Annotated in this window: 22 protein-coding genes; 10 read left to right on the top strand and 12 right to left on the bottom strand. The window is 58.5% G+C overall.

The window, feature by feature from the left end; translation table 11 throughout:
• Positions 1–37: 37 nt before the first annotated feature.
• The 3 genes from ACK509_RS01120 to ACK509_RS01110 are packed head-to-tail and all read right to left on the bottom strand — an operon-like array spanning position 38 to position 3139.
• Positions 38–1078 (bottom strand): DegT/DnrJ/EryC1/StrS family aminotransferase, encoded by a 1041-nt coding sequence (locus ACK509_RS01120; protein WP_410764643.1) that lies wholly within the window; start codon positions 1076–1078, stop codon positions 38–40.
• A complete protein-coding gene (locus tag ACK509_RS01115) occupies positions 1078–2145 on the bottom strand; it encodes a GNAT family N-acetyltransferase (protein ID WP_410764642.1) in 1068 nt (355 codons plus the stop codon). Before ACK509_RS01115 ends, ACK509_RS01120 begins: the two co-directional genes overlap by 1 nt.
• 1 nt (position 2146) lies before the next feature.
• On the bottom strand, positions 2147–3139 hold the full coding sequence (locus tag ACK509_RS01110) for an NAD-dependent epimerase/dehydratase family protein (protein WP_410764640.1): 993 nt from the start codon (positions 3137–3139) through the stop codon (positions 2147–2149).
• A gap of 299 nt (positions 3140–3438) precedes the next feature.
• Here ACK509_RS01110 and ACK509_RS01105 point away from each other — a divergent pair, with 299 nt between their 5' ends.
• Positions 3439–4398, top strand: coding sequence for a hypothetical protein (locus tag ACK509_RS01105; RefSeq protein WP_410764638.1), 960 nt, complete (start codon positions 3439–3441; stop codon positions 4396–4398).
• A gap of 2 nt (positions 4399–4400) precedes the next feature.
• Here ACK509_RS01105 and ACK509_RS01100 read toward each other — a convergent pair whose 3' ends face one another.
• A complete protein-coding gene (locus ACK509_RS01100) occupies positions 4401–5558 on the bottom strand; it encodes a DegT/DnrJ/EryC1/StrS family aminotransferase (protein ID WP_410764637.1) in 1158 nt (385 codons plus the stop codon).
• A 283-nt stretch (positions 5559–5841) separates the two neighbouring features.
• On the opposite strand from ACK509_RS01100, the gene ACK509_RS01095 reads away from it, so the two are divergent.
• Entirely contained in the window at positions 5842–8961 is a 3120-nt protein-coding gene (locus ACK509_RS01095; RefSeq protein WP_410764636.1) for an oligosaccharyl transferase, archaeosortase A system-associated, read from the top strand.
• A 192-nt stretch (positions 8962–9153) separates the two neighbouring features.
• Positions 9154–10122 (top strand): DUF368 domain-containing protein, encoded by a 969-nt coding sequence (locus ACK509_RS01090; RefSeq protein ID WP_410764634.1) that lies wholly within the window; start codon positions 9154–9156, stop codon positions 10120–10122.
• A gap of 42 nt (positions 10123–10164) precedes the next feature.
• Here the strand turns inward: ACK509_RS01090 and ACK509_RS01085 are convergent, their stop codons facing one another.
• A complete protein-coding gene (locus ACK509_RS01085; protein ID WP_410764633.1) occupies positions 10165–10320 on the bottom strand; it encodes a rubrerythrin-like domain-containing protein in 156 nt (51 codons plus the stop codon).
• 138 nt (positions 10321–10458) lie between these two features.
• Positions 10459–11013 (bottom strand): class I SAM-dependent methyltransferase, encoded by a 555-nt coding sequence (locus ACK509_RS01080; protein ID WP_410764632.1) that lies wholly within the window; start codon positions 11011–11013, stop codon positions 10459–10461.
• 140 nt (positions 11014–11153) lie between these two features.
• Between ACK509_RS01080 and ACK509_RS01075 the strand changes: the two genes are divergently transcribed.
• Positions 11154–11342, top strand: a complete 189-nt coding sequence (locus tag ACK509_RS01075; protein WP_410764630.1) for an HEWD family protein — start codon at positions 11154–11156, stop codon at positions 11340–11342.
• A 1-nt stretch (position 11343) separates the two neighbouring features.
• Here ACK509_RS01075 and ACK509_RS01070 read toward each other — a convergent pair whose 3' ends face one another.
• Both ACK509_RS01070 and ACK509_RS01065 read right to left on the bottom strand, forming a co-directional pair.
• Complete coding sequence (locus ACK509_RS01070; protein WP_410764629.1) at positions 11344–12006, bottom strand: HAD-IIB family hydrolase; 663 nt, start codon at positions 12004–12006, stop codon at positions 11344–11346.
• A gap of 30 nt (positions 12007–12036) precedes the next feature.
• A complete protein-coding gene (locus ACK509_RS01065) occupies positions 12037–13203 on the bottom strand; it encodes a Cdc6/Cdc18 family protein (RefSeq protein WP_410764628.1) in 1167 nt (388 codons plus the stop codon).
• 341 nt (positions 13204–13544) lie between these two features.
• Between ACK509_RS01065 and glpA the strand changes: the two genes are divergently transcribed.
• The 3 genes from glpA to ACK509_RS01050 are packed head-to-tail and all read left to right on the top strand — an operon-like array spanning position 13545 to position 17861.
• The gene (gene glpA, locus ACK509_RS01060; RefSeq protein WP_410764626.1) at positions 13545–15299 is read left to right on the top strand and encodes an anaerobic glycerol-3-phosphate dehydrogenase subunit GlpA; all 1755 of its coding nucleotides are present in this window, start codon (positions 13545–13547) and stop codon (positions 15297–15299) included.
• On the top strand, positions 15286–16554 hold the full coding sequence (gene glpB, locus ACK509_RS01055; protein WP_410764625.1) for a glycerol-3-phosphate dehydrogenase subunit GlpB: 1269 nt from the start codon (positions 15286–15288) through the stop codon (positions 16552–16554). Before glpA ends, glpB begins: the two co-directional genes overlap by 14 nt.
• Entirely contained in the window at positions 16551–17861 is a 1311-nt protein-coding gene (locus ACK509_RS01050) for an anaerobic glycerol-3-phosphate dehydrogenase subunit C (RefSeq protein ID WP_410764624.1), read from the top strand. The genes glpB and ACK509_RS01050 overlap by 4 nt, the downstream gene beginning before the upstream one ends.
• On the opposite strand, the gene glmS is transcribed toward ACK509_RS01050, so the two are convergent.
• A complete protein-coding gene (gene glmS / locus ACK509_RS01045; protein WP_410764622.1) occupies positions 17862–19673 on the bottom strand; it encodes a glutamine--fructose-6-phosphate transaminase (isomerizing) in 1812 nt (603 codons plus the stop codon).
• Positions 19673–20848 (bottom strand): sugar phosphate nucleotidyltransferase, encoded by a 1176-nt coding sequence (locus ACK509_RS01040; RefSeq protein WP_410764621.1) that lies wholly within the window; start codon positions 20846–20848, stop codon positions 19673–19675. The genes glmS and ACK509_RS01040 overlap by 1 nt, the downstream gene beginning before the upstream one ends.
• Before the next feature lie 244 nt (positions 20849–21092).
• Between ACK509_RS01040 and glpK the strand changes: the two genes are divergently transcribed.
• The 3 genes from glpK (at position 21093) to ptsH1 (ending at position 24041) form a co-directional block, all read left to right on the top strand.
• On the top strand, positions 21093–22631 hold the full coding sequence (gene glpK, locus ACK509_RS01035) for a glycerol kinase GlpK (RefSeq protein WP_410764620.1): 1539 nt from the start codon (positions 21093–21095) through the stop codon (positions 22629–22631).
• Positions 22631–23683, top strand: coding sequence for a hypothetical protein (locus ACK509_RS01030; protein ID WP_410764619.1), 1053 nt, complete (start codon positions 22631–22633; stop codon positions 23681–23683). The genes glpK and ACK509_RS01030 overlap by 1 nt, the downstream gene beginning before the upstream one ends.
• An 85-nt stretch (positions 23684–23768) precedes the next feature.
• The gene (ptsH1, locus tag ACK509_RS01025) at positions 23769–24041 is read left to right on the top strand and encodes a phosphocarrier protein HPr (RefSeq protein ID WP_410764618.1); all 273 of its coding nucleotides are present in this window, start codon (positions 23769–23771) and stop codon (positions 24039–24041) included.
• Between the two features lie 26 nt (positions 24042–24067).
• Here the strand turns inward: ptsH1 and dhaM are convergent, their stop codons facing one another.
• Both dhaM and dhaL read right to left on the bottom strand, forming a co-directional pair.
• Positions 24068–24454 (bottom strand): dihydroxyacetone kinase phosphoryl donor subunit DhaM, encoded by a 387-nt coding sequence (dhaM, locus tag ACK509_RS01020; RefSeq protein ID WP_410764616.1) that lies wholly within the window; start codon positions 24452–24454, stop codon positions 24068–24070.
• Positions 24451–25149, bottom strand: a complete 699-nt coding sequence (gene dhaL / locus ACK509_RS01015) for a dihydroxyacetone kinase subunit DhaL (RefSeq protein WP_410764614.1) — start codon at positions 25147–25149, stop codon at positions 24451–24453. Before dhaL ends, dhaM begins: the two co-directional genes overlap by 4 nt.
• Positions 25150–25152: the final 3 nt, after the last annotated feature.

The following is a 25152-nucleotide window of genomic DNA, read 5'->3' as shown; positions in this document are numbered from 1 at the left end:
TACTCAGAAATCTATCGATGATATTTAAATTATTGGTTCAATATGCGTTGACAATTGAAGACACAGTTTCGGCTTCAGAGGAGGTTATACCCCCGTGTATCGGCAATAACACAACTTCGTCAGATAATCGTTCTGCCACCGAAAACGACTCGTCGGTAATTGGACTCGCTTCGTATTCGTGAAGTGGTTTTGAATAGAGTCGAGACGTCCCGATATCGTTCTCTTCTAGATGGGATGCGAGTTCGTCAGCCTCGGAGTGTCGAAGCGGGAATCCGTGATACACGTGCGTAGAGCCATCGGGGGTTTTTGGCAATTGACCAGTGGTAATAGTATCGCGGTATATCTCTGCAACACGGCGTTTCTGTTCAACTATCTGACCATAGTTTCGAAGTTGCCCAACACCAATGGCCGCTTCGATATCGTTCATTCGCACGCTTCGGGGGAGGAAAGCAGTGTCGCTCGTGTTGGAGCGGCGAGACGAAATTTGGCGAGAGAGCGTTTGGTTATCTGTCACGATGATACCGCCCTCTGCCGTCGTGAGATTTTTCGTCGCACCAAAGCTACAAACACTCGCTTCGCCGAAAGAACCGACAGGCTGCCCGCGATACGAAGCGCCGGGTGCTTGTGCGAAATCCTCGATAATCGTTGCGTCTAGCTCGTCCGCGACGGACACAAGTCGGTCCATCTTTCCTGGCTGTCCAAACAGGTGGGCTACGAGAATCCCATCGAGTTCTGTCTCGACACTTGCCACCTGCTGTGGGTCGATACAACACGTATCCGGTTCGGCATCGACGAACACCGGTTCCAAATCAGCACGGAGGGTCGCGTACAACACTGCACCACAGTTGTACGGAGAGATTGCGATTGCGTCACCAGGGTCGAATACGCTCTCCAGAGCCATCTCGAGTGCAACGCTCCCAGAAGAGACTCCGACACCGTACGAGCGACCGGCAAGAGAACAGAATTCCGATTCGAACTCTGAAACCACTTCGCCGGTCGATAGCAGACCCGATTCGAGGAGGCCCTTAACACGGGAGACGGTTTGTTCGTCGATTTGTGGAGAGCCTAATGGAATCATCAGTTTGACTGGGCTACACGGTACGCAGGGAAGTAGCCTGTGTCTGTATCGACACCTTCGTCTCGGGCAGCGTCCACTAGTGAGTCGTAAACCTCAGGTATATGAATCCGAGTTGCCACGGAGAACTCGCCACGCCCAGTCTGTGAGAACCCTTTTTTGAATCGGAATACACCGGGGCGTCCACCTTGGAAGTCGAACAGTTGGTGACCGGTCTCTTTCATCTGCATCAGCGCACCGTAGCAGAGTAGGTTGTTGACACGCATGTCCCAATAGTCAGGATTCGACGCACGGAGGTAGTCGTGAGCGACAGTTCCATCGTGGACGACGACTGCTCCCCCAACGACGTCGTCGCCGTGTCGAGCGACGAGGAACGTGGACATCGATTCCTGTGAAAATAGCTCTTCGAAGAACGAGAAGGGGAACCGATAGTGCTTGGAAGCGTTCTTTGCGTCCATCGCGTTCGAATAGATGTCGTAGAACGCGCGGTAGTCTGCGTGGTCCGTCGTAGGTTCGACGACGAGGTCAGTCTCCTGTGCTTGCCTGATGGCATTCCGATTTCGCTTCTCGAAATCGTCCCAGATTTCGTCGCGGGACTGGGTCAAATCAACCCGGACTGTCTCACGCTCGACACGAGGGTCGAGGACTGAGAAGTCAGCGGCATTCTCTATGTTCGGGTCGAATCTGAGGAACTCGGAGACGATTCCCACATCAGCACAGTACTCAGAAAATGCCTCGGCAAACTCTGCAGTAATGTCCGTATCCGCTTCAGTCGAGAGAATCGGTCCACCATAGTACCACGACGAGACGATATCGGAGTAGGATTCGAGGTCTTGGTCGAGTTCGTCACCGTGCGGCACCTCTGACAGCGAACGGCGAATATACGGGTAGTATACGAATTGCTCACCGTCGGCGTACACGAACGCTTCAGCAACTTCTTCTTCTTGTTCGAACCCACCGCTCAGCAGTGTCAAATAATCTGGGTCGTGGTAAGGCCCCGCCTCGGGGAGTGACGCGAACCACTCACGCCATTCGGTAATGTTCTCCTGTGAGAGGACAGTTACAGACATGTTACATGTACGAATATTCAGAGTTGCGCATATCTTCTTGAGAGTAGTCAGTAATGTCTTCTTCAGCCATCCACTGTTTGATTTCCTCGACGCCGTCAGCGATGTCCTTTTCTGCTTTCCAGCCAAGGATGTGGTTGATTTTGTCGAAGGAGACGCGGTACGTGCGGTTGTCCTCTTTGTGTTCGACGAATCGAACTTCCGCGTCATCGACAGTGTTCTCGACGATCTTACCGACCTTTTTAATCTGATAGTTCAGGTCGTTGTCACCGACGTTGAAGATTTGGTGGTCAACTTTCTCTTCTTCAGCTTCGAGAACAGCGACGAACGCACGAGCAGCGTCGTGAGCGTGAACGAGTGGTCGATACTGCTCCCCGCCGTACACCGGAATGTCTCCCTCGAGAACTGCTTTTGCCGTGAGAATGTTCACAACGAGGTCGAAGCGCATCCGCCGCGACCATCCGAAAATCGTTCCGAGGCGAAGAATTGTAGAGGTGATATTCTCGTCAGAGAATTTATCGTGTGTCTCGTGGAGGATGATCTCTTCAGAATCGATTTTAGACTCTGCATACAGCGAAAGTGGATTAAGATACGACCCTTCGTTTAGTTCCATCAGTTCACTGGCACCGTAAACACTGCACGTCGACGCGAAGATCAGACGGTCGATATCGTGGAGTTTTGCAACTTCAACGAGCGTCTTCGTTGCTTCGACGTTGACAGACTGCGTTGCCTGCTCGTTGACACCACATGCTGGGTCCCCAACGATACCAGCCATGTGAATAACTGCTTGTTGGCCTTTCATCGCGTAGGAGAGGTCCTCAATATGACGGATATCCCCTTCGCGAATTTCGAGGTTCTCGTCGTCTTTGAATGGTTCTAAGGCGTCATCGCCCCAGAGCATCGAGTCAAGAACGCGTACCTGGTGTCCGTTCTTGAGCAACTCTTCAACGATGTAGCTACCAATGTAACCAGCACCGCCTGTAACGAGTACACGCATGAGTGAGGATGTCGGGGACATCATTAAATTCCTTCCGCATTTATTTCAGAAGACCGTGAGATTCAAAACATGACGTGTGATTCATCCGCAACGTCCTGCAACGACGTTGTTCGAGCGTGGAAGAGGCTCATATCCAAGTCGGTGTGGCAGAGTCGAACTCACTAGTATCCACAGTTCGGATGACAATTCGGAGATGGACGAATCGTAACTCACCGAGTGACCACGCACTCCTCGGGAGTCACTACCTATGCTTTTAACCACTGTAATGAATACAGGCGGACAACAGGGTTTCTACTAGAATGGACCTACGGTACGCACTCTCAGAAATCAGAAAGAACGGTTCAAATGTTCACTGGTGGCGACAACGGCTATTGACCAACGTCGTCAGTAAGTATTTCAAAACGTATCGGGAAGCAGACTCCCCACCGATTCACGAGTGTGACTGGGACACGCTCATAATCCTCGATGCCTGTCGATACGACCTATTTGAAGAGTGTTACCCCGAATTTGACCTCTCCGGAACCCTTTCAAAACGCACGTCTCTGGAATCAGGGACACCCGGATTTCTCCGAGAGAACTTCGGAGACGAGGATTTTCACGACGTAGTGTACGTGACAGGGAACGCCTACGTGAGTACACTGCTATCCTCAAATCAGTTCCACGACGTCATCCCTGCTTGGAAAGACAATTGGGACGACGACGTACAAACAGTCACTCCCGAAGCGATGGGAGAGGTGGCAAAGCGCGTCGCTGAAGAGTATCCAGATAAACGGCTTATTTTCCACTTCGTCCAACCGCACGAGCCATTTATCGGGGAAAAGCGGGTAGGAATCCGCGAACAGAGTGCAATCCGTCAACAAGCGCTGGGAAAGGAAGCGCCAGCGCATGCGAAGCGAAAGCCAACAGCGTTCGAACAGTTAGACCGCGGAAAGTTAACTAAACAAGCGGTATGGGACGCATACCGATCGAATCTTGAACGAGCGTTGCCGGTCGTCAGTGACCTGCTCACTGAAATCGATGGGAAAACGGTCGTGACGGCAGACCACGGGAACTCGTTCGGCGAATTTGCAAAACCGTTCCCCATCCGCGTATACGGACACCCACTGGGAATCTACATCCCATCGCTGACAGAGGTCCCCTACTTTGAGTATCAAAACGGTGAACGGCGAGACATAACGGCAGAACGACCAAAGAGTCGAGTTAGTGAAGATATGGAAGTTGCGAACGAGCGCCTTCGGATGCTCGGGTACGCAGAGTAACGCTAGGGTTCGAAGTTTCGGACGACTTCGACGACGTAGTCGACGTCTTCTTCATCGAGCCCTGGATGGTTTGGCAGGCCAATCGTATTGCCAGCGACTTCTTCGACGTTCGGTAACGAGATGTCGTACTGGTGGTCGTTCTCGTTAGCGGACCACGGGAAGTCTGAATTGAACCCGCAGTGCTGTTTGAACACTGGTTGTTCGTAAAGAGGCATAGTGTACCGGTGTCGGGTTTCGACACCGCGTTGTTTCAGTGCCTCCCAGACCTCTTTTCCAGTCATTCCAATTCTATCGGTGTCGATTTCGAACGGTGCCCAAAAGTACGCGTGGTCGACGTAGTCTCGAACAGTTGCGGGTCGAAGCCATTCGAGGTCACCGAGTTCAGTGAACAGTCGCTCAGAGATTTCGGCACGGCGGCGGTTGAACTCGGTGAGTCGGTCAACCTGCGGAGAGCCGATTGCGGCATTGAGTTCGCTCATCCGGTAGTTGTAACCGAGTGCGATATGCTCGTCTCGGTTCGCCATGCCGTGACTGCGAAGCAAACGAAGTGACTCGGCGAGTTCATCGTCGTCAGTGGTTATGATTCCACCCTCTCCAGTCGTGATATTCTTTGTCGCATAGAACGAGAAACAACCGACGTCACCGATGCTACCGACCTGTGCCCCTTTGTACTTTGCACCGTGGGCTTGTGCGGCGTCTTCGACGACAGCGAGTCCGTGTTCGTCCGCAAACGCTCGGATTTCGTCCATCTCTGCTGGGTGACCGTAGAGATGGACCGGAATGATAGCTTCAGTTCGGTCCGTCAGACAGCGTTCGAGGTCGGTGTGGTCGAGAGTGTATAGTTCACGGTCGATATCTGCAAAGACAGGAACACACGCCTGGTGTACGACCGCAGTAGCCGTCGAACCAAAGGTAAGACTTGGAACGATAACTTCGTCACCTGGCTCTAGGCCAAGTGCATTTAAACAGAGTTGGAGTGCAGTCGTCCCGTTGCTTACTGCGATAGCATGCTCTGTACCGACGAAATCAGCCCATTTGTCCTCGAATTCTTCCACGAAAGGGCCTTGAAGAAATCGGCCAGTATCTAAGACATGCTCAATATTGTCCCTCTCTTCGTCACCGAGAAGGGGTTCTGCGACACTGACGTATCTGTCATCCATATCTTTGAGCAACAACTGTGCTAATAAGAATACTGCGGTCGTGCGACTTTTGCGGACGAATCACGGGATGAATTAGCTGAGAGAAATGAGCAGCCAATAGGGGGGAGGTGCCCTCAAAACTGTGTTTTCTCTGTGGTTCGAAGAAGTATCGAATGTGCGGGTTTCCTCCCTCAAAAGAACAACAGATAGTTGTGCAGTCAGTGAGTTTGTCCCCACGAAAACGAATCGGTTATACGGGCCATCATCACAAGGCTTATACACCTTTTTGCAGTCGCACAAACCAATGAGTATAGACTCTGCGCAGGCAGAGGACCACGATTCATCCTCGGTCCTCGATATGCTCAAAGATTGGTACCACATTCCCGCCCTCCTCGTGGTAGTTGTCTTTATGTTGGCAGTGCGCCTCCGGTCGTATAGTAATTTCATCAGAGACGGAGACGTCTACTTCTCCGGAAACGACGCTTGGTACCACCTCCGTGAAGTCACGTACACGGTCAAACATTGGCCCGCAACGATGCCGTTCGACCCGTGGACGTACTTCCCGTACGGAACCAGTGTCGGCCAGTTCGGGACGATTTACGACCAAATTGTCGCAACGGTTGCCCTCATCATTGGACTCGGCAACCCATCCCCTGACCTCATCGCCAAGACCCTGCTCGTTGCGCCAGCAGTGTTCGGCGCTCTTGTCGCCATCCCCACGTTCTTCATTGGGCGACGGCTTGGCGGCCGCCTCGGGGGACTCTTCGGCGTTCTCGTTTTGGCGTTAATCCCCGGAACGTTCCTACAGCGTGGTCTCGTTGGCTTCGCCGACCACAACATCGCAGAGCCATTCTTCCAAGCCTTCGCAGTACTCGCAGTGATGGTTGCACTCACGGTCGCCGACCGCGAAAAACCCGTCTGGGAACTCGTCGAGGCTCGTGATTTCGATGCCCTCCGCGAACCACTCAAGTGGTCCGCTCTCGCTGGCGTCGCGATTGCTTTGTACATGTGGGCATGGCCACCGGGCATTCTCCTCGTCGGTATCTTCGGTCTGTTCCTGGTTCTCGCCATGGTTTCGGATTACGTCCGCGGCCACTCTCCGGAACACGTCGCGTTCGTCGGCGCAGTTTCGATGTTCGTGACCGGGTTGCTGATGTTCGTTCCGCTCAGCGACACCTCGTTCACCGTGACGAACTTCAGTGTTCTCCACCCACTGCTCTCGTTCGGCATCGGGTTCGGCGCAGTCTTCCTCGCTGCACTCGCCCGATGGTGGGAAACGAACGATATCGACGACCGCGGTTACCCCGTAACCGTCGCCGCGCTCGGTCTCGTGCTGATTGGACTGTTCGCAGTAGTCCTCCCCGACGCGTTCCGTCAAATTAGCGTTAACTTCCTCCGCACCGTCGGATTTAGCGCCGGTGCGGCGACCCGAACCATCGGTGAGGCACAACCGTTCCTCGCCGCGAACGTTCTGAATGCAACCGGCATGTCTGCTGTCGAGCGTATCATGTCCGAGTACGGATTCACGTTCTTCACCGGACTCCTCGGCGTGATTTGGCTCGTTGGAAAACCGCTCGTTAGCGGGAGCGACACCCGAAAAGTCGGCTACTTCGCCGGTGGACTCGCTGTCATCGGTGTCCTGTTCCTGATTCCGGCTATTCCCGCAGGCGTCGGTAGTCTGCTGGGTCTCGACTCCTCGCTCGTCAGTCTCGCTATCGTCTCGGCAATCATCGTTGGTGCCGTGATGCAAGCCGACTACGAGAGCGAACACCTGTTCATTCTCGTGTGGGCCGCAATCATCACCTCGGCGGCGTTCACGCAGGTTCGTTTCAACTACTACCTCGCCGTCGTGGTTGCAGTGATGAACGCCTACCTGTTCAAACAGGTTCTCGGCCTCGACTTCATCGGACTCGGAAGCCTCGAGCGACTCGAAGACGTCTCGTACGGACAGGTTGCGGCAGTGGCCATCGCAATCCTGCTCATCCTCACGCCGGTTCTCATCGTTCCGATTCAACTCGGGAACGCAGGAACCAGTGACACGGCGCTGCAAGCTTCCCAAACCGGTCCCGGTTCCGTGACAGTATGGGATGATTCGCTCGATTGGATGCAGAGTAACACGCCCGCAGAAGGCGAACTCGGCGGGTCCGCCAACGACATGGACTACTACGGAACGTACAGTGCGACGAGCGATTACGAGTACGCAGACGGCACCTACGGTGTCATGTCGTGGTGGGACTACGGCCACTGGATTACGGTCCTCGGCGAGCGCATCCCGAACGCCAACCCGTTCCAGCAAGGCGCGACGAGTGCAGCGAACTTCCTCCTCGCATCTGACGAGGAACAAGCCGCGGACGTCCTCGCCGAAGAGAGCAACGAAGGCGAGAACACGAAGTACGTCATGGTCGATTGGCAGATGGTCTCGACCGACTCGAAGTTCGGCGCACCGACCGTCTTCTACGACGAGTCCAACGTCTCCACGTCGGACTTCTACAACCGCGTCTATCGCATCGACGGACAGCAGGGTCAAGAGCAGATTACTGGCGTCTCGAACGTCAAAGACCAGCGGTACTACGAGAGTATGATGGTGCGTCTCTACAAGTACCACGGCAGTGCCCGCGCACCAGCACCAGTCGTCGTCGATTGGCAGGTCCGTCAACTCGCAAACGGTGGGAGCATCCGTGAGACGCCGGACGACGGTCAGCCAATCAAGACGTTCGACTCGATGGAAGAAGCAGAGGCATACGTCGCCAACGACTCGTCGTCGCAGATTGGTGGCATCGGTGCGTTCCCCGAAGAGCGCGTCGAGGCACTCGACCACTACCGCCTCGTGAAGTCCTCGAACACCTCCGCACTCCAGTCTGGGTCGTACCAGAACTCGCTCATTCAGACCGCGAGAACCTTTGGTCTGCAACCACAGGTGCTTCTCGGCAATAACCCATCGTGGGTCAAGACCTTCGAGCGCGTCCCCGGTGCGACGGTTCAAGGAAGCGGTGCCCCGGCCAACTCGGTCGTCACCGCCTCCGTCCAGATGCGTGACCTGACGACGAACACGACGTTCACCTACACGCAGCAGGTCGAGACGGACGAGAACGGTGAGTTCACGATGACGCTGCCGTACTCCACGACCGGCTACGACGACTACGGTCCGGACAACGGCTACACGAACGTCAGCGTGCGTGCAACCGGCGGCTACACCTTCGCCACGCCGACGACGGTGACGGATAACACCACCTTCGTGAACTACCAAGCATCGGACGTGAGCGTCGATGAAGGCCTCGTCAACGGTGCCGAAGATGGCACGGTCGAGGTCACGCTCGAACGCAACGAAGAAGAACTGGAAATCACCCAAGACGATTCGTCGTCGAACAGTTCCGACACGAACTCGTCGTCCATCGACGCTGGCGCACTCGCTGCTGCCGCGTAACGGACGCACCACGTTTCACTATTTTCAGCCGGTGAGCGACAGCGCTCAAGAGGCTCTACTATCTCAAACCGGAGGATGAGAGCCGCCAGCGGTGACTAGTGACCGAACTCGTACTTCTCTGAGACGTACCCGACTCGACACTCCGCGGAACGACGGACTGATAGTCCTCGGCAGAGACTCACCGACCACGAAATGACTACGCAGTCTGACGAGCGTACTGCCCTCCTTCCGTGGCTCGTCCTCTACCTCAAAGGCGTCTGCATGGGCGCTGCCGACGCCGTTCCCGGTGTCTCTGGTGGGACTATCGCTCTCGTGACGGGTATCTACGAGCGGCTAATCAATGCGGTGACTTCGATTACGCCCGAACGCGTCTGGCGAATCATCTCTGGTGTCTCACCCGGAAACCGAAGAGATGCACTCGCTGCGCTCCGCGAAATCGACCTCCGGTTCTTACTCGTGCTTGGAACCGGCATCATGACCGCAGTTATCACCGTCACGCGTGTTCTCGACGTGGCTATCGACGAAATCCCCGTTCCCACGTTCGGGTTCTTCTTCGGTCTCATCGCCGCCTCTGCGGTGGTCCTCTACGCGCAAGTCCACCTCGACGACGCGCGGCAAATCGCCGCCGCTGTCGCTGGGTTCGCTGTCGGATTCATCGCTTCCGGGAGTGCAGGTGCCGCACTCGGCCAATCCTACACGACGACAGTCGTCTCCGGTGCAATCGCCGTTAGCGCGATGATTCTCCCCGGCGTCTCGGGGTCGTTACTCTTGCTCTTGCTCGGGCAGTACGAGTACATGACCTCCACACTCAAGGAGTTCGTCGATGCGCTACTCGGACTCGTGGTTGGCGGGCCAGTCTCGGCGGTTATCGAGCCCGGTGCAACCGTCGTCGCGTTCGTGATTGGGGCGCTCATCGGACTGTTCACCATCGCCAACGTCGTCCGTTGGGCGCTCGAACACTACCGGCGGGCGACGCTGACGTTCCTCGTCAGCCTCATCGTCGGCGCGCTTCGCGCACCGGTCGTCAAGGCCTCAGAGAAACTCGCAGAGTCGGGACAAACGTGGACGACAGAACTCATCGGCGTGTTCGTCGCGGCGGCGGTCGTCGGCGCACTGCTCGTGTTGGTCGTGGACCGATACTCGACCGTCATCGACGGGTAAGAAAGCGGGGCCGAGAAATCGAGGCTTGAAGTTCGAGTGACCCTACTCGCGGGCGACGGCGATGTTGCGTACAGAACCGCCACAGTTCTCACACGATGCGACGTGAGTTGAGCTAACGACACGAGTGCCACAGGTTCGACACTCGAAGTACCCTTCATTTGCAGAGTAGCGGTCGATTGTCGAGTTATGTATTGCCATGGTAAACTGTGCCAAGAACGAGTTAGTAAAGATTGTCCTGATACGTCCTAGCTCGATATATGTTCTTAATATTCGATTGTATATCGGCCAACAAACAGAGACGAACTTAGAGGGAAGACCGCGGTTTGTTTAGTTTGGCTACCGCCGAACGATACACACGAACGTCTCGTTCCGAGAGACAGCGTGGGTGACGGTGAATCCAACGGCTTCGAACATTTCGACCGCGTCACCGAGTGCGAATCGTTCGTCGGTCGGCGGCCCAGTGTGGCCCTCGCCGGTTGCGGTCCAATCGACGACAGTCACTCGGCCACCGGGACGAACGACACGGGCGAGTTCGGCCATCGATTCATCGGTGGCGAACTCGTGGAACGTCATCGTCGAGAACGCACCATCGAGTTCGTCGTCGGAAAATGGGAGGTCCGCCACATCAGCGGTGACGAGTTCAGCGTTCTCGGGGACGCCTTTCTCTCGATAGCGTTCGTGCATCTCCTCTTGGACATCGACGGCGTAGACGTGCGCGACGTAGGGTGCGATATCGTCGGTGTAAAATCCGGTGCCGCTTCCGAGGTCTGCGATAGTCGCACTCGGGTCTGGGTCGATATACGAGAGGAGTTCTTCACGCGAGAGGGAACGATAGCGCGAGGGGTCTTCGAGCTTCGAAGCTGAATCTGCATCGAACGTGTGGAATCCCATGAGTAAACGTGTGGGCGGAGAGAGGTAAGTATCGGCGGTTGTGTATCTCGATTACCGCACCGAACGACTGGCTGACACGACGAACCGCAACACTGCCGTCGGCGATGGGCTTTTAGATGCAGACAGTCACCAATTCACGTATGGAACCCCAACTTCGACGACCCACGCGCCGCGAATGCGAGCGCTGTGGCCGGGTAGAGCGCTGGGACGACACGGAAGCGACGTGGAAAATCGCCACCGAAGACGGCGAAAAACAGGTCGGCAATCCCTACTGTATCCACGAGTGGGATATCAACGGGCGATTCGTACCCTTCGAGCAGTCGGCCTGAATCAGAGCGACTGTAGCACCGAGAGCGTCCCGTCCATGTACGACTGGTCGAGAACTTCACCTGCGGCGTCTTTCGCCACTGCATCAGCGTTTGCGACGGCGTAGGACTCTCCAACGACGCGGAACGTCGAAGCGTCATTTTCACTGTCGCCGACGGCAACGAAGTCGGTCGGTTCGTAGTCGAGGAAGTCACAGACGTGTTTGAGACCGACTGCTTTCTCGACGCCCGGCGATTTGAGGTGGTATGCGTAGCCCGTGTCGATGACTTCGAGGTCGTATTCCGCCGCAACCTCTCGGAGCAGGGGCTCGTCGGCGTCGAGGTTGACCGCGATTTCCGTCTCGCGCCAGCGGTTGACGGTGTCCGCGCCACCCCACCCGAGGTCACCGCCGCGAGCGACGAATTCGTCTGCGGCGGCCTGTGCTGCCTCTCGGTCGCCCGCGTAGGTGACTTCGTCGTCGACGAGGACGACGCCGCCGTTTTCGGCGACGACAGTCTCGGGGAGGCCGATGTAGTGACACAGTGAGACCGGATACGGGAACGCCTTCCCAGTAGCGAGAACGACCGGTGCGTCCCACGACGGAAGCACGTCGAAGACGCGCGGGTCGAGTTGTCCCGCGGCGTCGGTGAGCGTGCCGTCGATATCGAGAACCAACGGTGGAACCATACCGGCGGTTGGGAGACGGGACAAAAAGAGTCAGCGGTCGGCGTCGAACAGGTGACGGAAGACGAGCGTGGGGAAGTTCGGAACGGGACGGGTCGCTGGGCGACCTGGACCATCAATCGAGTCCTCGTCGGCGACGCGGCGGACGACGCCCGTATCCGAGAGTTCGTACAGTACACGCTTGATGGTCGCCGTCGAGAGGTCGACCGACGGCGCGTGGGCGAGCGCGGCGGTTGCGGCGGTGACCGATTCGCGTTCGTCTGCGTTGAAGTGGACGAACTCTCGAAGGACGCGCTGGCGAGTTTCGGGCAGTGCGAGTACACGACCGAGTGAGCAAGAGTCGTCAGGAACGGCCTCGATACCGGCGACAACGTGCGACGGTTCGATGATACTGGCGTCGCTGTCCGCCGCGAGGGTGGCCGCGCCGTAGAGTGCCGAGAGGCCGTCGTGTGCATCTCCGTCTGCCCACGTCGCAATCTCGGTAGTTGATTCGTGGTCGAGGGCACTCCGCGCGATGCCGTCAGAGGCACGCTCGACGAGAATATCGACCAACGTGTGGCGGTCGTACTCGGGGACTGCAATCGTATTGACCGAGGAATCGACGACCGACGGCGGGTCGCGCCCGACCGCGAGGACCGACACGTGAGGCGAGACGGACGCGAGCATGTCGATTGCCTCGTGGGCGGCGTAGGTGCGTGGCTCTGCAACGTGGTCCACGGCGACGACTGCGTGGTGATTGTACGAGAGCGTCTCGACCAAGCGGTCACGCAACGGCTCGACACCGATACCCTGCGATGGGATTTCAGATTCGGTGAGTGAGTCGAGCGTGGCGTGGAGGAGTCCGAACGGCGTGGACGCTTCGCGCGCATCGACGTAGCAAAACGAGGTCCTTGGCCGACCAGAGGTTCGTGTCGTCGTATGAATCGCACCGTGTGGCGACGGACCGACGCGCGGGAGGTGCTGAAAGAGCGCGGTGACCACAGCAGACTTCCCCGCGCCTTTCGGGCCATGAAGATAGCCGTGAGTGGGAATCCCGCCTTCGAAGACGGGGTCGAGGTGGTCGAGCAGTCGCTCCAAGAGTTGGCCGCGGCCGATGGGTTCTGTGAGGTGTGCTGTTGGGTTCAACACACTCAGGTCGTGGACGATTCGGTGGTGTGTGCGTCCATTTCGTCGCCGGTCGATTCGGTCTTCGAGTCGCATATCCGGGGAGGTTCGTGGAATGGTAGCGAGTGCAGCAGTAAAAATAGGACTGCTCCGGTATTGTGAGATATTGACACACCCGATCGCGTGTGTTGCGTCCATACTCAGTGTACATTCTCGCTCGGAGCGCCGACGAGAATCGACCGCCAATAACTAATTGAATCGTTCATTTTGAATTATTGCTATCGTTTTCTTCACGGTGAGAATACGGTAGCGACCGCGATTCTCGGGGCGACACGAGCAATCGACGAGTGTGAAGGAGTCGAAATATTGAGAGATGGCGGTCGTTCGGCCAGTGCAGGTAAAATAAAGTGCTCGCGGTCCCACCTCACGTAAGACGGATGACCAAATCGCCGAGTGTCCTCGTTATCGGCGGGGGTTCCACCGGAACGGGCATCGCACGTGACCTTGCGATGCGTGGACTGGATGTAACTCTCGTAGAACGCGGGAATCTCACACATGGGACGACAGGGCGGATGCACGGTCTCCTCCACAGTGGTGGTCGATATGCAGTGTCCGACCAAGCGTCCGCAAGAGAGTGTATCGTAGAAAACCGAGTCCTGCGACGAATCGCAAGCCACTGTGTCGAGATGACCGGCGGCCTGTTCGTCCAACGCCCGGAAGACGACGACGAGTACTTCGAAAAGAAGCTCAACGGGTGCCGTGAGTGTGGCATCCCCGCAGAAGTTCTCTCGGGCAAGGAAGCCCGCGAGATGGAACCCTACCTCGCTGGCGACATCAAACGCGCCATCAAAGTTCCGGACGGTGCCATCGACCCGTTCCGCCTCTGCGTGGCAAACGCCGCGAGTGCAGTCGAGCATGGCGCACGCGTCGAGACCCACTCCGAGGTGTCCGACGTACTCGTCGAAGACGGCGAAGTCGTCGGCGTCGAAGTGACGCACAAGACGGGAAGCGGGCCATACGTCCACGGAAACCCCGGCGAGAAAGAGAACATCTACGCCGACTACGTCGTCAACGCGACGGGCGCGTGGGCAGGGCAAATCGGAGACCTCGCAGGTGTCGAAGTCGAGGTTCGACCGTCGAAAGGCGTCATGACCATCATGAACACTCGGCAGGTCGATACGGTCATCAACCGCTGTCGGCCGAAGGGTGACGCCGACATCATCGTTCCCCACGAGACGACCTGCATCCTCGGAACGACAGACGAAGAGGTCGAAGACCCCGACGACTACCCCGAAGAGGGCTGGGAGGTCGATTTGATGATAGACACGCTGTCGGAACTCGTGCCGATGCTGAAAGAGGCGCGCACGATTCGTTCGTTCTGGGGTGTTCGCCCCCTCTACGAACCGCCGGGAACCGGCACCGAAGACCCGACGGACATCACTCGAGAGTTCTTCCTGTTAGACCACGGAGACCGAGACGACCTGCCGGGAATGACCAGCATCGTCGGCGGCAAACTCACGACCTACCGGATGATGGCGGAGAAAATCTCCGACCACGTCTGCGAGAAACTCGACGTCGAAGCCGAGTGTCGCACTGCCGACGTGCCGCTCCCCGGAAGCGAGGACTTCTCGGTCCTCCGCGACTACATGGACGACTTCGGCCTTCGCTCGCCAATCGGCCGACGGTCGGTCCAACGCCTTGGTTCCCGCGCCGACGAAGTTCTCAACAGCGTGGACCCGAACCCAGTCGTCTGTGAGTGTGAGGCGGTCACCCGCGCCGAGATTCAAGACTCGCTCAAGACGGCCGGAACCGAACTCAACTCGGTTCGAATCCAGACTCGGGCCTCGATGGGGAACTGCCAAGGTGCGATTTGCTGTCACCGCATGGCCAACGAACTCGCCCCCGAGTACGACGAAGGGACGATTCGCGCTGCGCTCGACGACCTGTATCAAGAACGCTGGAAAGGCGAACGCCACGGCATGTGGGGCGAACAACTCTCACAGGCCGCGCTCAAGCACATGCTTCACGCGACGACGATGAACCGCGACAACGACCCCGCGACTGCGGAGTCACCCGTCGATTTCAACGCCTTCGACGGCGGTGTCGGAGCTGGTGGATTCGCGGGAGAAAACACGAGAGCAGGCGGCGTTGCCGACGGCGGCAAGAAGGGAGGCGAGAATGGCGATAACTGACGACGTCCTCGTCGTTGGCGGCGGTCTCGCGGCGTGTACTGCGGCACTCGCGGCCGCAGAGACCGGCGCGCGCGTCCGACTGCTCGCCCACAAGAAGAGTACGCTCCGGCAGGCGAGCGGTCTCATCGACGTTCTCGGCTACTCTGGGACCGACGGACCCTTCACCAACCCGTTCGAGAACATCGATTCGCTTCCCGCCAACCACCCGTACCACGTCGTCGGCGAAGACGGCATCCGCGATGGCCTCCGAATCTTCGACGAAGCGATGGGTACGGCGTATCAAGGCGGTCACACCGACACTAACGCGCTCGTACTCACCTACGGCGGGACGGTCAAACCGACCGCTCGGTACCCTGAGTCAGTGGCTCCCGGCCTCGCCAGCGCGGCAGGCGACATGCTTCTCGTTGGTTTCGAAGGTCTGACCGACTTCGACGCGCCCGTTGCCGCACAACATCTCGATGCCGCAGGTGTGCCATTTTCCGCACGCGGCGTCACGATTCGATTCCCGAAGAAGTTCCGACCCGACGCGAAGGTGACCCGCTTTGCGAAAGCCCTCGACCGAAACGAGGAGGTTTCGGGCGGGACCGTTCGGTCTGTTCTCGCAAACACCGTTGCCGCCGAACTCGACGGCGAAGAGCGCGTTGGCTTCCCAGCGATGCTCGGCGACGACCACGACGGAGCAGTCCACGAAGAACTCGCAGAGCGCCTCGGCGTCTCGGTCTTCGAAGTCCCAACTGGCCCGCCGAGTCTACCGGGTCTCAAACTCGAAGACCGACTGTTCGACGCACTCGACGAGGCAGGCGTTCGCATCTCGTCGGGTAATCCGGCAGTCGATTACGAGGCAAAGGATGGTCGTATCGAGACGGTCTTCGTAGACCAGAAGAGTCGCCTCACGCCCTACGAGGCCGACCAAATTGTACTCGCAACGGGCGGGTTGGTCGGCAAGGGTATCGACTCCGACCGCGAGTCCGTGACTGAACCCGTCTTCGGGTGCCGGATTCCGTTCCCAGAAGACCGTTACCGGTGGTCCGAGTCCGAAGCCTTCGGCGACCACGCCTTCGCGCGATTCGGGGTCGTTCCCGACGATGACCTTCGGCCAACCGACGAAGATGGCGAACCGCACTTCGAAAACCTACGTGCGGCGGGTGGCGTCCTCGGTGGCGCACACGTCGCACACGAGAAATCCGCGAGCGGCGTTTCGCTGGCAACGGGCGCCGTTGCTGGCCGTCTCGCGGGCGAGGAGGCCCAGCAATGAGCGACGCTGAATCATCGACGAATCCAACACTGACACCCGCCGCACAGACAGACGACTTCGAACCAGTCGAAGTGTTCCCCGAGACGACCGAGATGGACCTCCGACCGGGGTCCGACAACTGTTACAAATGCACCGCGTGCGACGTTTCCTGTCCGGTCGCCGAAGTCGACGACAAATTCCCCGGTCCGAAGTTCCAAGGACCGGAGCAGTGGCGACTCAAGCGCAAGGAGGACACGTCTGTTGATTCTTCGATTATGTCGTGTTCGAACTGCCTCCGTTGTGACGACGCCTGTCCATCGGGCGTTCCGCTCAGTCAGATGCACAACACGGCACGCGCCGAGTACGTCGACGAAGAGATGGACAAGCTCTCTCGAGAGTACATTCGGAACCGTATCCTCTCCAACTACGGGACGCTCGCCGAGTTCGGGAGCAAAGTCCCGCGCCTGACGAACGCCATCATGGGCAACTCGCTCGTCCAGAAGATCAACGAGCGCGTACTCGGCATCACCGCCGAGCGCGACTTCCCCGAGTTCGCGACCCAGACCTTCCGCGAGTGGTGGGACGAACGCGGTGGCCCACAGGTTCGCTCCGAGGAGAAGCGCGTGGCCTACTTCCACGGGTGTTACTCCAACTACAACACGCCCGAAGTCGGCAAGGCGATGGTTCGCGTCTTCGAGTCCTTCGGCTACGAAGTCGTCGTCCCGAAACAACGCTGTTCAGGCACGCCGATGTTCGCAAACGGCATGCTCGACGACGCAAAACGCGCCGCTGGCATCAACGTCGAGAACTTCTCGGGACTCATCCCCGAGGGCTACGACATCATCGCGTCGTGTACCTCGTGTTCGATGTCGCTCCGCCAGGAGTACCCCGAACTGTTCGATATCGACGGCGTCAACGACCTCTCGGAACACACCTACGAGGCGCTCGAATACCTCCGCATCCACGAAGACCTCGAAAGCGCAATCGCCGAAACGTCGGTCTCCGACCAGGCCTTTGCCTACCACGCACCGTGTCACGGCCGCAATCAGGGTCTCGACCGGCAGGCGGTCGAACTCTTCCGCGAACTCGATGGCGTGACTATCGAGGACGTGGGCGACTCCTGTTCCGGCATCTCGGGGACGTACGGATGGAAGTCTGAGAAGTACGACGTGTCGATGCAGATTGGCGCAGACATGTTCGACCACATGGAACACGCCGAAGGCAACGTCGGCATGACCGAGTGTCCGACGTGTTCGATGCAGATGGAACACGGGTCGGGGTACGAAATCCGCCACCCGCTTCAGCTGCTAGAAGAAGCGCTCGTCTAGTTATTCGACCGTCACGCTTTTTGCGAGATTTCTCGGTTTGTCGATTTCGCGGCCCAGATGGGCGGCCATCTCGTAGGCGATGAGTTGCAGTTGGACGTTGACGAGTAGTGGGCCGACGAGACCATCGGTCTTGGGAACGCGAAGCACGGCATCCGCGAATCGTTCGACTTCGAGGACGCCATCCGTGATAACGACGACGGGTGCGCCGCGTGCTTGGACTTCTTTGATGTTTCCGAGCGTCTTTCGAGCCGCGGCGTCGTCGCCGGTGACGAGCGCGAAGACGGGTGTGTTCTCGGTGACGAGCGCCAGTGGACCGTGTTTGAGTTCGCCCGCAGGGAAGCCCTCTGCGTGTTCGTAGGTGATTTCTTTGAACTTCAACGCGCCTTCGAGTGCGACCGGTGCGTTGTACCCACGGCCGATGAAGAAGTAGGCGTCAGACTCCTTGAGTTCGTCAACGAGTTCTTCGATATCCTCGATAGAACTGTCGAGTACCGACTGGACGTTTCCGGCGAGTCGCCACAGCGATTCGACGAGTGCGCGGGTTCGCTCGTTATCGACACCCGGCGTGACCGATTCGATCAGAAGCGAGAGCGAGACGAGTTGCGACGAGAACGTCTTGGTCGCCGCGACGCCGATTTCCGGCCCGGAGCGGATGTACATCACGTGGTCGCACTCGCGGGCGGCGGTACTGCCGACGACGTTCGTGACGGCGAGCGTCTCAGCACCGCGGCCCTGTGCAGTTCGCAGTGCCGAGAGAGTGTCTGCCGTCTCACCACTTTGGGTGACGCCGATGACCAAACTGTCGTCTATCGGTGGCGGCGCAGTCGCGTACTCACTAGCGAGGAACGCTTGGGCAGGAATGCCAACTTCGCGGAAGCGCTGTGCGCCGTAGAGCGCAGCGTGATACGAGGTCCCGCACGCGACGAGTTGGACGCGACGAGGTTTGTCGAGGTCTTCGAGATCTTCGACAGTGACGCTCCCAGAGAGGCGGTTGAGGCGGCCACTCAAACACTGTCTGAGTGCAGTCGGTTGCTCGTGGATCTCTTTGAGCATGAAGTGTTCGTAGCCACTCTTGCCGGTCTGTTCGGCGTCCCACTCGACGGTGTGGACTGCTGGTTCGATGACCGAGCCATCACTGTCGGTGACACTCCAGCCATCGGGGCGGAGTGTCACAGACTGTCCATCTTCGAGATACACGACCTTGCGCGTGTACTCCAAGAATGCGGGCACGTCGCTGCCGAGGTAGTAGGCACCGTCACCGATGCCGACGACGAGTGGAGAATCTTGACGGGTTGCAAAGATTGCGTCTTCGCCTGCGACGATAGCCGCGAGCGCGTAACTCCCTTCGAGGCGGGAGACGGCTTTAGAGAAACTTTCCTCGGCGTCGTACCCCTCCTCGAGGTATGAGGCGATGAGGTGCGGGATGACCTCGGTGTCGGTGTCGCTGACGAACGTACTGCCCTGGGCTTCGAGTTCGTCACGAAGCGTCTGGTAGTTCTCGATGATGCCGTTGTGGACGACGGCCACTCTCCCCTCGCCGTCAGTGTGCGGATGTGCGTTCTCGTCGCTCGGCGGCCCGTGGGTACTCCATCGGGTGTGTCCGATGCCAAAGTCGCCCGAAATCGGGTGTTCAGAGAGGTCAGTCCGTAGATTGTCGAGTTCTCCTTCGCGCTTTCGCACGTCGAGCGACGACTCGTTCGAGACAGCGATTCCAGCAGAGTCGTATCCTCGATATTCGAGTGAGGAGAGCCCGGAGACGAGCGTTTCGACCGTTCCGTCACCTTGTCCGATACAGGCGATAATGCCGCACATTATCGGACGACCTCCGCGCCCTCGTCGATGACACCACGGAGGGCAACGCCGGTTGCAACCGTCGCTTCTGGGCCGACAATCGTCCCGGGTTCGACAGCGACGCCGCCACCGAGTTCGGCCCGGTCGGCGACAACTGCACCGAGTCCAACACCCTCGTGAATGTGGTCACCAATCCGAACGTCACCGGGACCGCCTTCGATAGTGACGCCAGCCTGAATCGTCGAAGCGCGCCCGGTCACGCAGTCGATGAGCGTCGCGTTCGCGCCGACGTGAGAATCTTCGTCAACAATCGAGTGTTCGACCACTGCGTTACACCCGACTGTCGAATTTCGACCGACTGTCGTGTACGGACCGAGGACTGCGCCCGGCGAGACGACCGTGTCGGGGCCGATTACGACTGGTCCGCGAACGATTGCATCGTCGGCGACGACGGCGGTCGGGTCGATGTGAATCGCATCGTCGTTTTGGCCCATCATCTCGGCCGTGAGAGACAACAGGTCCCACGGGTACGTTGCATCACGCCAGAAGTCGGACGTTCGAATACCGCGCACGTCGCGGCCGTCGGAGATTGCAGTCGTAATCGCGTTCGGGAGCGAATACTCTCCATTTTCGGTCGGCGTGGCCGCAATCACCTCGAACACGTCGGGTTCGAAAGCGTAGACGCCTGCGTTGAGCAGATGGTAGTGACCTTCACCGGGCTTTTCGACGAGTTCGACCACTGAGTCGCCGTCGAGCGTGACTGCACCGTACTGTGGTGCGACCTCAGACTCGACGACACCGAGTGTGGCAAACTGGTCGCCCGCGTTGTGCGCGGAGACGACTGCGTCCATTGTATCGGGAGCAACTAATTGGTCGCCGTTGACGACGAGGAACGAGCCGTCGATTTCGGACTTCGCTTGGAGGACTGCGTGGCCCGAACCGAGCTGTTGCTCTTGGATATGATACGTGAGAGGGACGCCGTCGTACTCGAAGCCGAAATACTCCTGAACTCGGTCGCGCTGATAGCCGACGACCACGCTGATTTCCGAAAAACCGGCGGTGACGAGACTCTCGAACACGTGTTCGAGAAGTGGAACGTTCATCACCGGGAGCATAGGCTTCGGGCGGTACTTCGTGAGAGGACGAAGCCGCATCCCTTCACCTGCCGCGAGAACGACCGCGGAACTGAGAGACATGAGCGCACATTCATCTCTCTCTACCTAAGTTTTCACCCTTCTGTGAGTGAGGCATTCGCACACATAAAACAGAAATTCGAGTGTGCGTACGAAATGATTCCATTGGGAGGAGACGTTAGAACTCTATACATACCATTTCTGAATACAGGACAATCAGCTAGAGTAAAGAAACATTTATCATGTTATTTTACACACGTATTGAGTGTGGGTATCTCCCGCATAGTCACGTCCAGGGTTAGTAACAATGTCTGATGAAACATACGTCGGTGCCATCGACCAAGGTACCACAGGTACGCGGTTCATGGTGTTCGACCACGACGGTAAGGTGGTCGCCAACGCCTACGAAAAGCACGAACAGATATATCCCGAACCAGGGTGGGTAGAACACGACGCCAACGAAATTTGGGAGAATACAAAACAAGTCATGAACGAGGCGCTCTCGGAAGCGTCTCTCGATGCCAGTCAACTCGAAGCAATCGGGATAACGAACCAGCGCGAAACGACAGTAATCTGGGACCGAGAGTCTGGTCAACCGATTCACAACGCCATCGTCTGGCAGGACCGGCGAACGACCGACCGAATCGAGCGACTCGAAGCAGAGGGGAAGACCGACGAGGTTCGGCAGAAGACCGGTCTCGAACCCGACGCCTACTTCTCTGCGACGAAAGCCGAATGGCTCCTCGACAACTCTGACCCAATTAAGCTCCAACGGTCACGTCCCGAGGACATCCGCGAACGAGCCAAACAAGGTGACCTCGCATTCGGGACCATCGATACGTGGCTCATCTACAAACTGACGGGGAATCACATCACTGACGTCACGAACGCATCGCGGACGATGCTGTTCAACATCCACGACATGGCGTGGGACAGCGACCTCCTCGAGGAGTTCAACGTCCCCGGTTCAGTACTCCCCGAAGTCCGCCCGTCGTCTGACGACGACTACTACGGAACGACTGACGCGGACGGGTTCATCGGTGCCGAGATTCCAGTCGCTGGTGCGCTCGGTGACCAGCAAGCCGCACTGTTCGGACAGACCTGTTTCGACGCCGGTGACGCAAAGAACACCTACGGTACGGGTTCGTTCATGCTCATGAACACCGGCGAAGAGGCCGTCGTGTCCGAACACGGCCTGCTAACGACTGTCGGCTTCCAGCGCTCTGGCGAACCCGTCCAGTACGCGCTCGAGGGTGCCATCTTCATCACCGGTGCGGCGATCCAGTGGCTCGAAGACATGACGCTCATCGAGAACGCGGCCGAGTCCGAAGAACTCGCTCGGTCCGTCGACTCGACGGATGGCGTGTACTTCGTGCCCGCATTCACCGGTCTCGGTGCACCTCACTGGGACCAGCGCGCCCGTGGAACCATCGTCGGGATGACCCGAGGTACCCGCCGTGAACACATCGTTCGCGCGACGCTCGAATCCATCGCGTTCCAGACGCGGGACGTCGCCGAGGCCATGGAGTCCGACAGCGGAATCGAACTCTCTAGCCTCCGCGTGGACGGCGGTGCAGTCAAGAACAACTTCCTCTGTCAACTCCAGTCGAACATTCTCGACACCGAAATCGTCCGCCCAGTCGTCGACGAGACGACTGCACTGGGGTCGGCCTACGCGGCCGGTCTCGCAGTCGGCTACTGGGAGACGATGGACGAACTTCGAGCCAACTGGCAGATTGACCGAGAGTTCCAACCGGAAGACCCACAGAACGTCGAACAGCGTTACGGTCGATGGAAAGACGCTGTCGAACGCTCGCTTGACTGGGCCCGAGACGGAGCAGAATAATGGCACTGAGCGACTTGTGGGCCCTCGAAATGCTCATCGCCGCCTTCGCTGGCGGAGCATTCGCAGCGGCAATCGGTGCACTCCCTGCGTTCATCTTCACCGGGTTCATGGTTATCGCGGGGGAGGTTGCCTCCTACGTCGATAGCGAAGCCGGAGCGATTACTGGCGCGATCGCGTTCGGTGCGCCGTTTTCGCCAGCTATCAGTTTCGCTGGCGGTGCTGCAGCAGCAGCGTACGCCGCGAAGCGGGGCTATATCGACTCAGGATTCGACTACTCCAAAGCGAAAGACATCGGCTTCGCACTCGGGTCGAAACCCGACGTACTCGCGGTGGGCGGTGTCTTCGGTATCATCGGGTACTGGCTGACCGTTCTCTCGGGGACGTTCGCCATGCCGTACGACCACATCGCGATGGCCGTGACGCTCTCTGCGTTACTCCACCGCGTCGCCTTCGGCTACCCGATTATCGGGAAAATCCGTGGCTCCGGCATCTTCGACATGTCGCCGTTCGAACGCGGTGAAACACGGGGTGCGGCCGCAGCCGACGGTGGCACAGTCGCCACCGACGGTGGTGTTGCCACGGCAGAAGACGCCAATCGCCTGAGCGTCGAACCATGGCTGCCGAACATGTACCAGTGGGGCCACGTGGCCGCCATCAGTGCAGTCGTCGGCATCATGGCCGCCTACATCGCACTCGTCACGGGAAGTCCGTTCCTCGCGTTCGGCATCTCGGCGGCGTCGCTGTTCTTCTTGAACCTCGGCGTCGAACGCCTGCCGGTCACGCACCACATGGCACTTCCTGCCTCGACGGTAGCACTCGCGTGGACCTCCGGCGCAGCAGAGGTGGGCTTCGTCGCCCTCCTCCTCGGCGGGGTCTTCGGCCTCATCTGTGGTCTGTTCGGTGAAGCGTTCCAGCGTGTCTTCTACGCACACGGCGACACTCACTGGGACCCACCCGCAGCAGCCATCGTCTTCGGGACGTTCCTCATCTCGATGCTCGCAATCGCGGGCATCCTCCCGAGTTCGTCGTGGGTCGCCACCCTCGGCTTCTAACTCACGTCCCGAACACACTCGATTTCGATTTTTTACTGCGTTCGACAACCGTCAGCGATAACGCCACGGAGTCGATACCAGACGTATGGAACGTATCGTCACCGTCGTCCCAGAAGACGGTCTCCACGCCCGCCCAGCATCGAAATTCGTCGAGACTGCCAACTCGTTCGAGGCAGACATCAGCCTCGGACGCGCCGATGATGGCGACCTCGTCCCCGCCGCGAGCATGCTCGCAGTGACGGGGCTCGGCGTCGGCCACGGAGAGGAGGTCAAACTCGTCGCCGAAGGTGACGACGCCGAGGCCGCACTCGACGCGCTCGAAGAAGTACTCTCGACGCCGGAAGGCGACGACGAGTAGAATCAGCTCTCGTTCGAATCCGATTCTCAGTTCAGTTTGTAGTAGTCGCGGGCGTCTTCTGCCCGCTCGACGACTGAGTCCAGCGTCGCCTTCGGACTCGTCGTCTCGACCGCAGCGTTGAGCGTCCCCTCCAAGACGGGTGCGTCGGCAATCGTCGCCGTCACGTCTGCGGCCATCTCGATGGCGAGTTCAGCGTTCATGACGGCGCTTCCGAGGTCAACGAGGACGACCACACCGTCGCCGTCGTCGGCCTCTTCGAGCGCCGCTTGGATGCGGTCGGGAGACGTTCCGATTCCATCTTCGTCACCACCGGCGGGGACGATACGTGCGTTTCCACCGCCCATCTGTGCGGCGACGTCTGCGATTCCCTCGGCGGCCTTCTCGCTATGAGAGACGACGACGAGTCCAATCATTGGTCACGCTCCACGGCAGTTTCGGCGTGTGCGTCGCGCTCGGCATCGCCCTCCAAGTACTCCTCTGCGGTCTTGAGCAGTTCTTCCATGATGAACAGCGTACTCGTCGCACCGGGGTCTTGGTGGCCGACAGAGCGCCAATCGAGGAACGAAGCGCGGCCTTTGAGCGCCTTGATGGGAACCGTAAACTCGACGCCGCGCTCTGCGGCATCGACTGCTTTGGCGAGTGCGGTCAACGGCGGCAGGTCGTCCTGCTCGATAGATTTCTTGTAGGTGTGAACCGCTGGTGTGAGCGCATCGACCATCGTCTTCGACCCGACCTGTGCGCCGCCGCGATCCTTTACTTTCTCCAGATACGTCTCCGCGAATGCGACCGAAGTTTCGGCGGTGATACCGCCTTCGAGTTCCTGACTGGAGAACATAATCGACCCGCCGTAGAGGGGGCCGGACGCACCACCGACGTTCGAGATGAGTGTCGTTCCGATGTTCTTGACGATTTCGTGGGGGTCCATCTCCGCGAACTCGTCGCTCTTTTCGGCGGCCTTGCCGAACCCGCGTTCCATGTTGGTTCCGTGGTCTGCGTCACCAATCTGTGAGTCGAGGTCAGTGAGGTAGGATTTCTCGTCTGCAAGTCGGGTGGCGACATTGTCGAGCGCCGCCAACACTGCCTCACGCTGTGTCTCCATGTCAGACATGTA

Source organism: Haloferax sp. DFSO60, from assembly GCF_046557615.1.
Taxonomy (GTDB): domain Archaea; phylum Halobacteriota; class Halobacteria; order Halobacteriales; family Haloferacaceae; genus Haloferax.
This window is presented reverse-complemented; position numbering and strand designations above follow the sequence as displayed.

Bases quoted from the DNA above. Each gene is read 5' to 3' on its own strand.
- ACK509_RS01115 (WP_410764642.1), bottom strand. From the start codon at position 2,145: ATGTCTGTAACTGTCCTCTCACAGGAGAACATTACCGAATGGCGTGAG.
- ACK509_RS01080 (WP_410764632.1), bottom strand. From the start codon at position 11,013: ATGGGATTCCACACGTTCGATGCAGATTCAGCTTCGAAGCTCGAAGAC.
- ACK509_RS01100 (WP_410764637.1), bottom strand. From the start codon at position 5,558: ATGGATGACAGATACGTCAGTGTCGCAGAACCCCTTCTCGGTGACGAA.
- ACK509_RS01070 (WP_410764629.1), bottom strand. From the start codon at position 12,006: ATGGTTCCACCGTTGGTTCTCGATATCGACGGCACGCTCACCGACGCC.
- ACK509_RS01050 (WP_410764624.1), top strand. From the start codon at position 16,551: ATGAGCGACGCTGAATCATCGACGAATCCAACACTGACACCCGCCGCA.
- ACK509_RS01105 (WP_410764638.1), top strand. From the start codon at position 3,439: ATGGACCTACGGTACGCACTCTCAGAAATCAGAAAGAACGGTTCAAAT.
- ptsH1 (WP_410764618.1), top strand. From the start codon at position 23,769: ATGGAACGTATCGTCACCGTCGTCCCAGAAGACGGTCTCCACGCCCGC.
- ACK509_RS01065 (WP_410764628.1), bottom strand. From the start codon at position 13,203: ATGCGACTCGAAGACCGAATCGACCGGCGACGAAATGGACGCACACAC.
- glmS (WP_410764622.1), bottom strand. From the start codon at position 19,673: ATGTGCGGCATTATCGCCTGTATCGGACAAGGTGACGGAACGGTCGAA.
- ACK509_RS01110 (WP_410764640.1), bottom strand. From the start codon at position 3,139: ATGCGTGTACTCGTTACAGGCGGTGCTGGTTACATTGGTAGCTACATC.
- glpB (WP_410764625.1), top strand. From the start codon at position 15,286: ATGGCGATAACTGACGACGTCCTCGTCGTTGGCGGCGGTCTCGCGGCG.
- ACK509_RS01090 (WP_410764634.1), top strand. From the start codon at position 9,154: ATGACTACGCAGTCTGACGAGCGTACTGCCCTCCTTCCGTGGCTCGTC.
- ACK509_RS01085 (WP_410764633.1), bottom strand. From the start codon at position 10,320: ATGGCAATACATAACTCGACAATCGACCGCTACTCTGCAAATGAAGGG.
- ACK509_RS01120 (WP_410764643.1), bottom strand. From the start codon at position 1,078: ATGATTCCATTAGGCTCTCCACAAATCGACGAACAAACCGTCTCCCGT.
- ACK509_RS01040 (WP_410764621.1), bottom strand. From the start codon at position 20,848: ATGTCTCTCAGTTCCGCGGTCGTTCTCGCGGCAGGTGAAGGGATGCGG.
- ACK509_RS01095 (WP_410764636.1), top strand. From the start codon at position 5,842: ATGAGTATAGACTCTGCGCAGGCAGAGGACCACGATTCATCCTCGGTC.
- dhaL (WP_410764614.1), bottom strand. From the start codon at position 25,149: ATGTCTGACATGGAGACACAGCGTGAGGCAGTGTTGGCGGCGCTCGAC.
- ACK509_RS01030 (WP_410764619.1), top strand. From the start codon at position 22,631: ATGGCACTGAGCGACTTGTGGGCCCTCGAAATGCTCATCGCCGCCTTC.
- glpK (WP_410764620.1), top strand. From the start codon at position 21,093: ATGTCTGATGAAACATACGTCGGTGCCATCGACCAAGGTACCACAGGT.
- glpA (WP_410764626.1), top strand. From the start codon at position 13,545: ATGACCAAATCGCCGAGTGTCCTCGTTATCGGCGGGGGTTCCACCGGA.
- ACK509_RS01075 (WP_410764630.1), top strand. From the start codon at position 11,154: ATGGAACCCCAACTTCGACGACCCACGCGCCGCGAATGCGAGCGCTGT.
- dhaM (WP_410764616.1), bottom strand. From the start codon at position 24,454: ATGATTGGACTCGTCGTCGTCTCTCATAGCGAGAAGGCCGCCGAGGGA.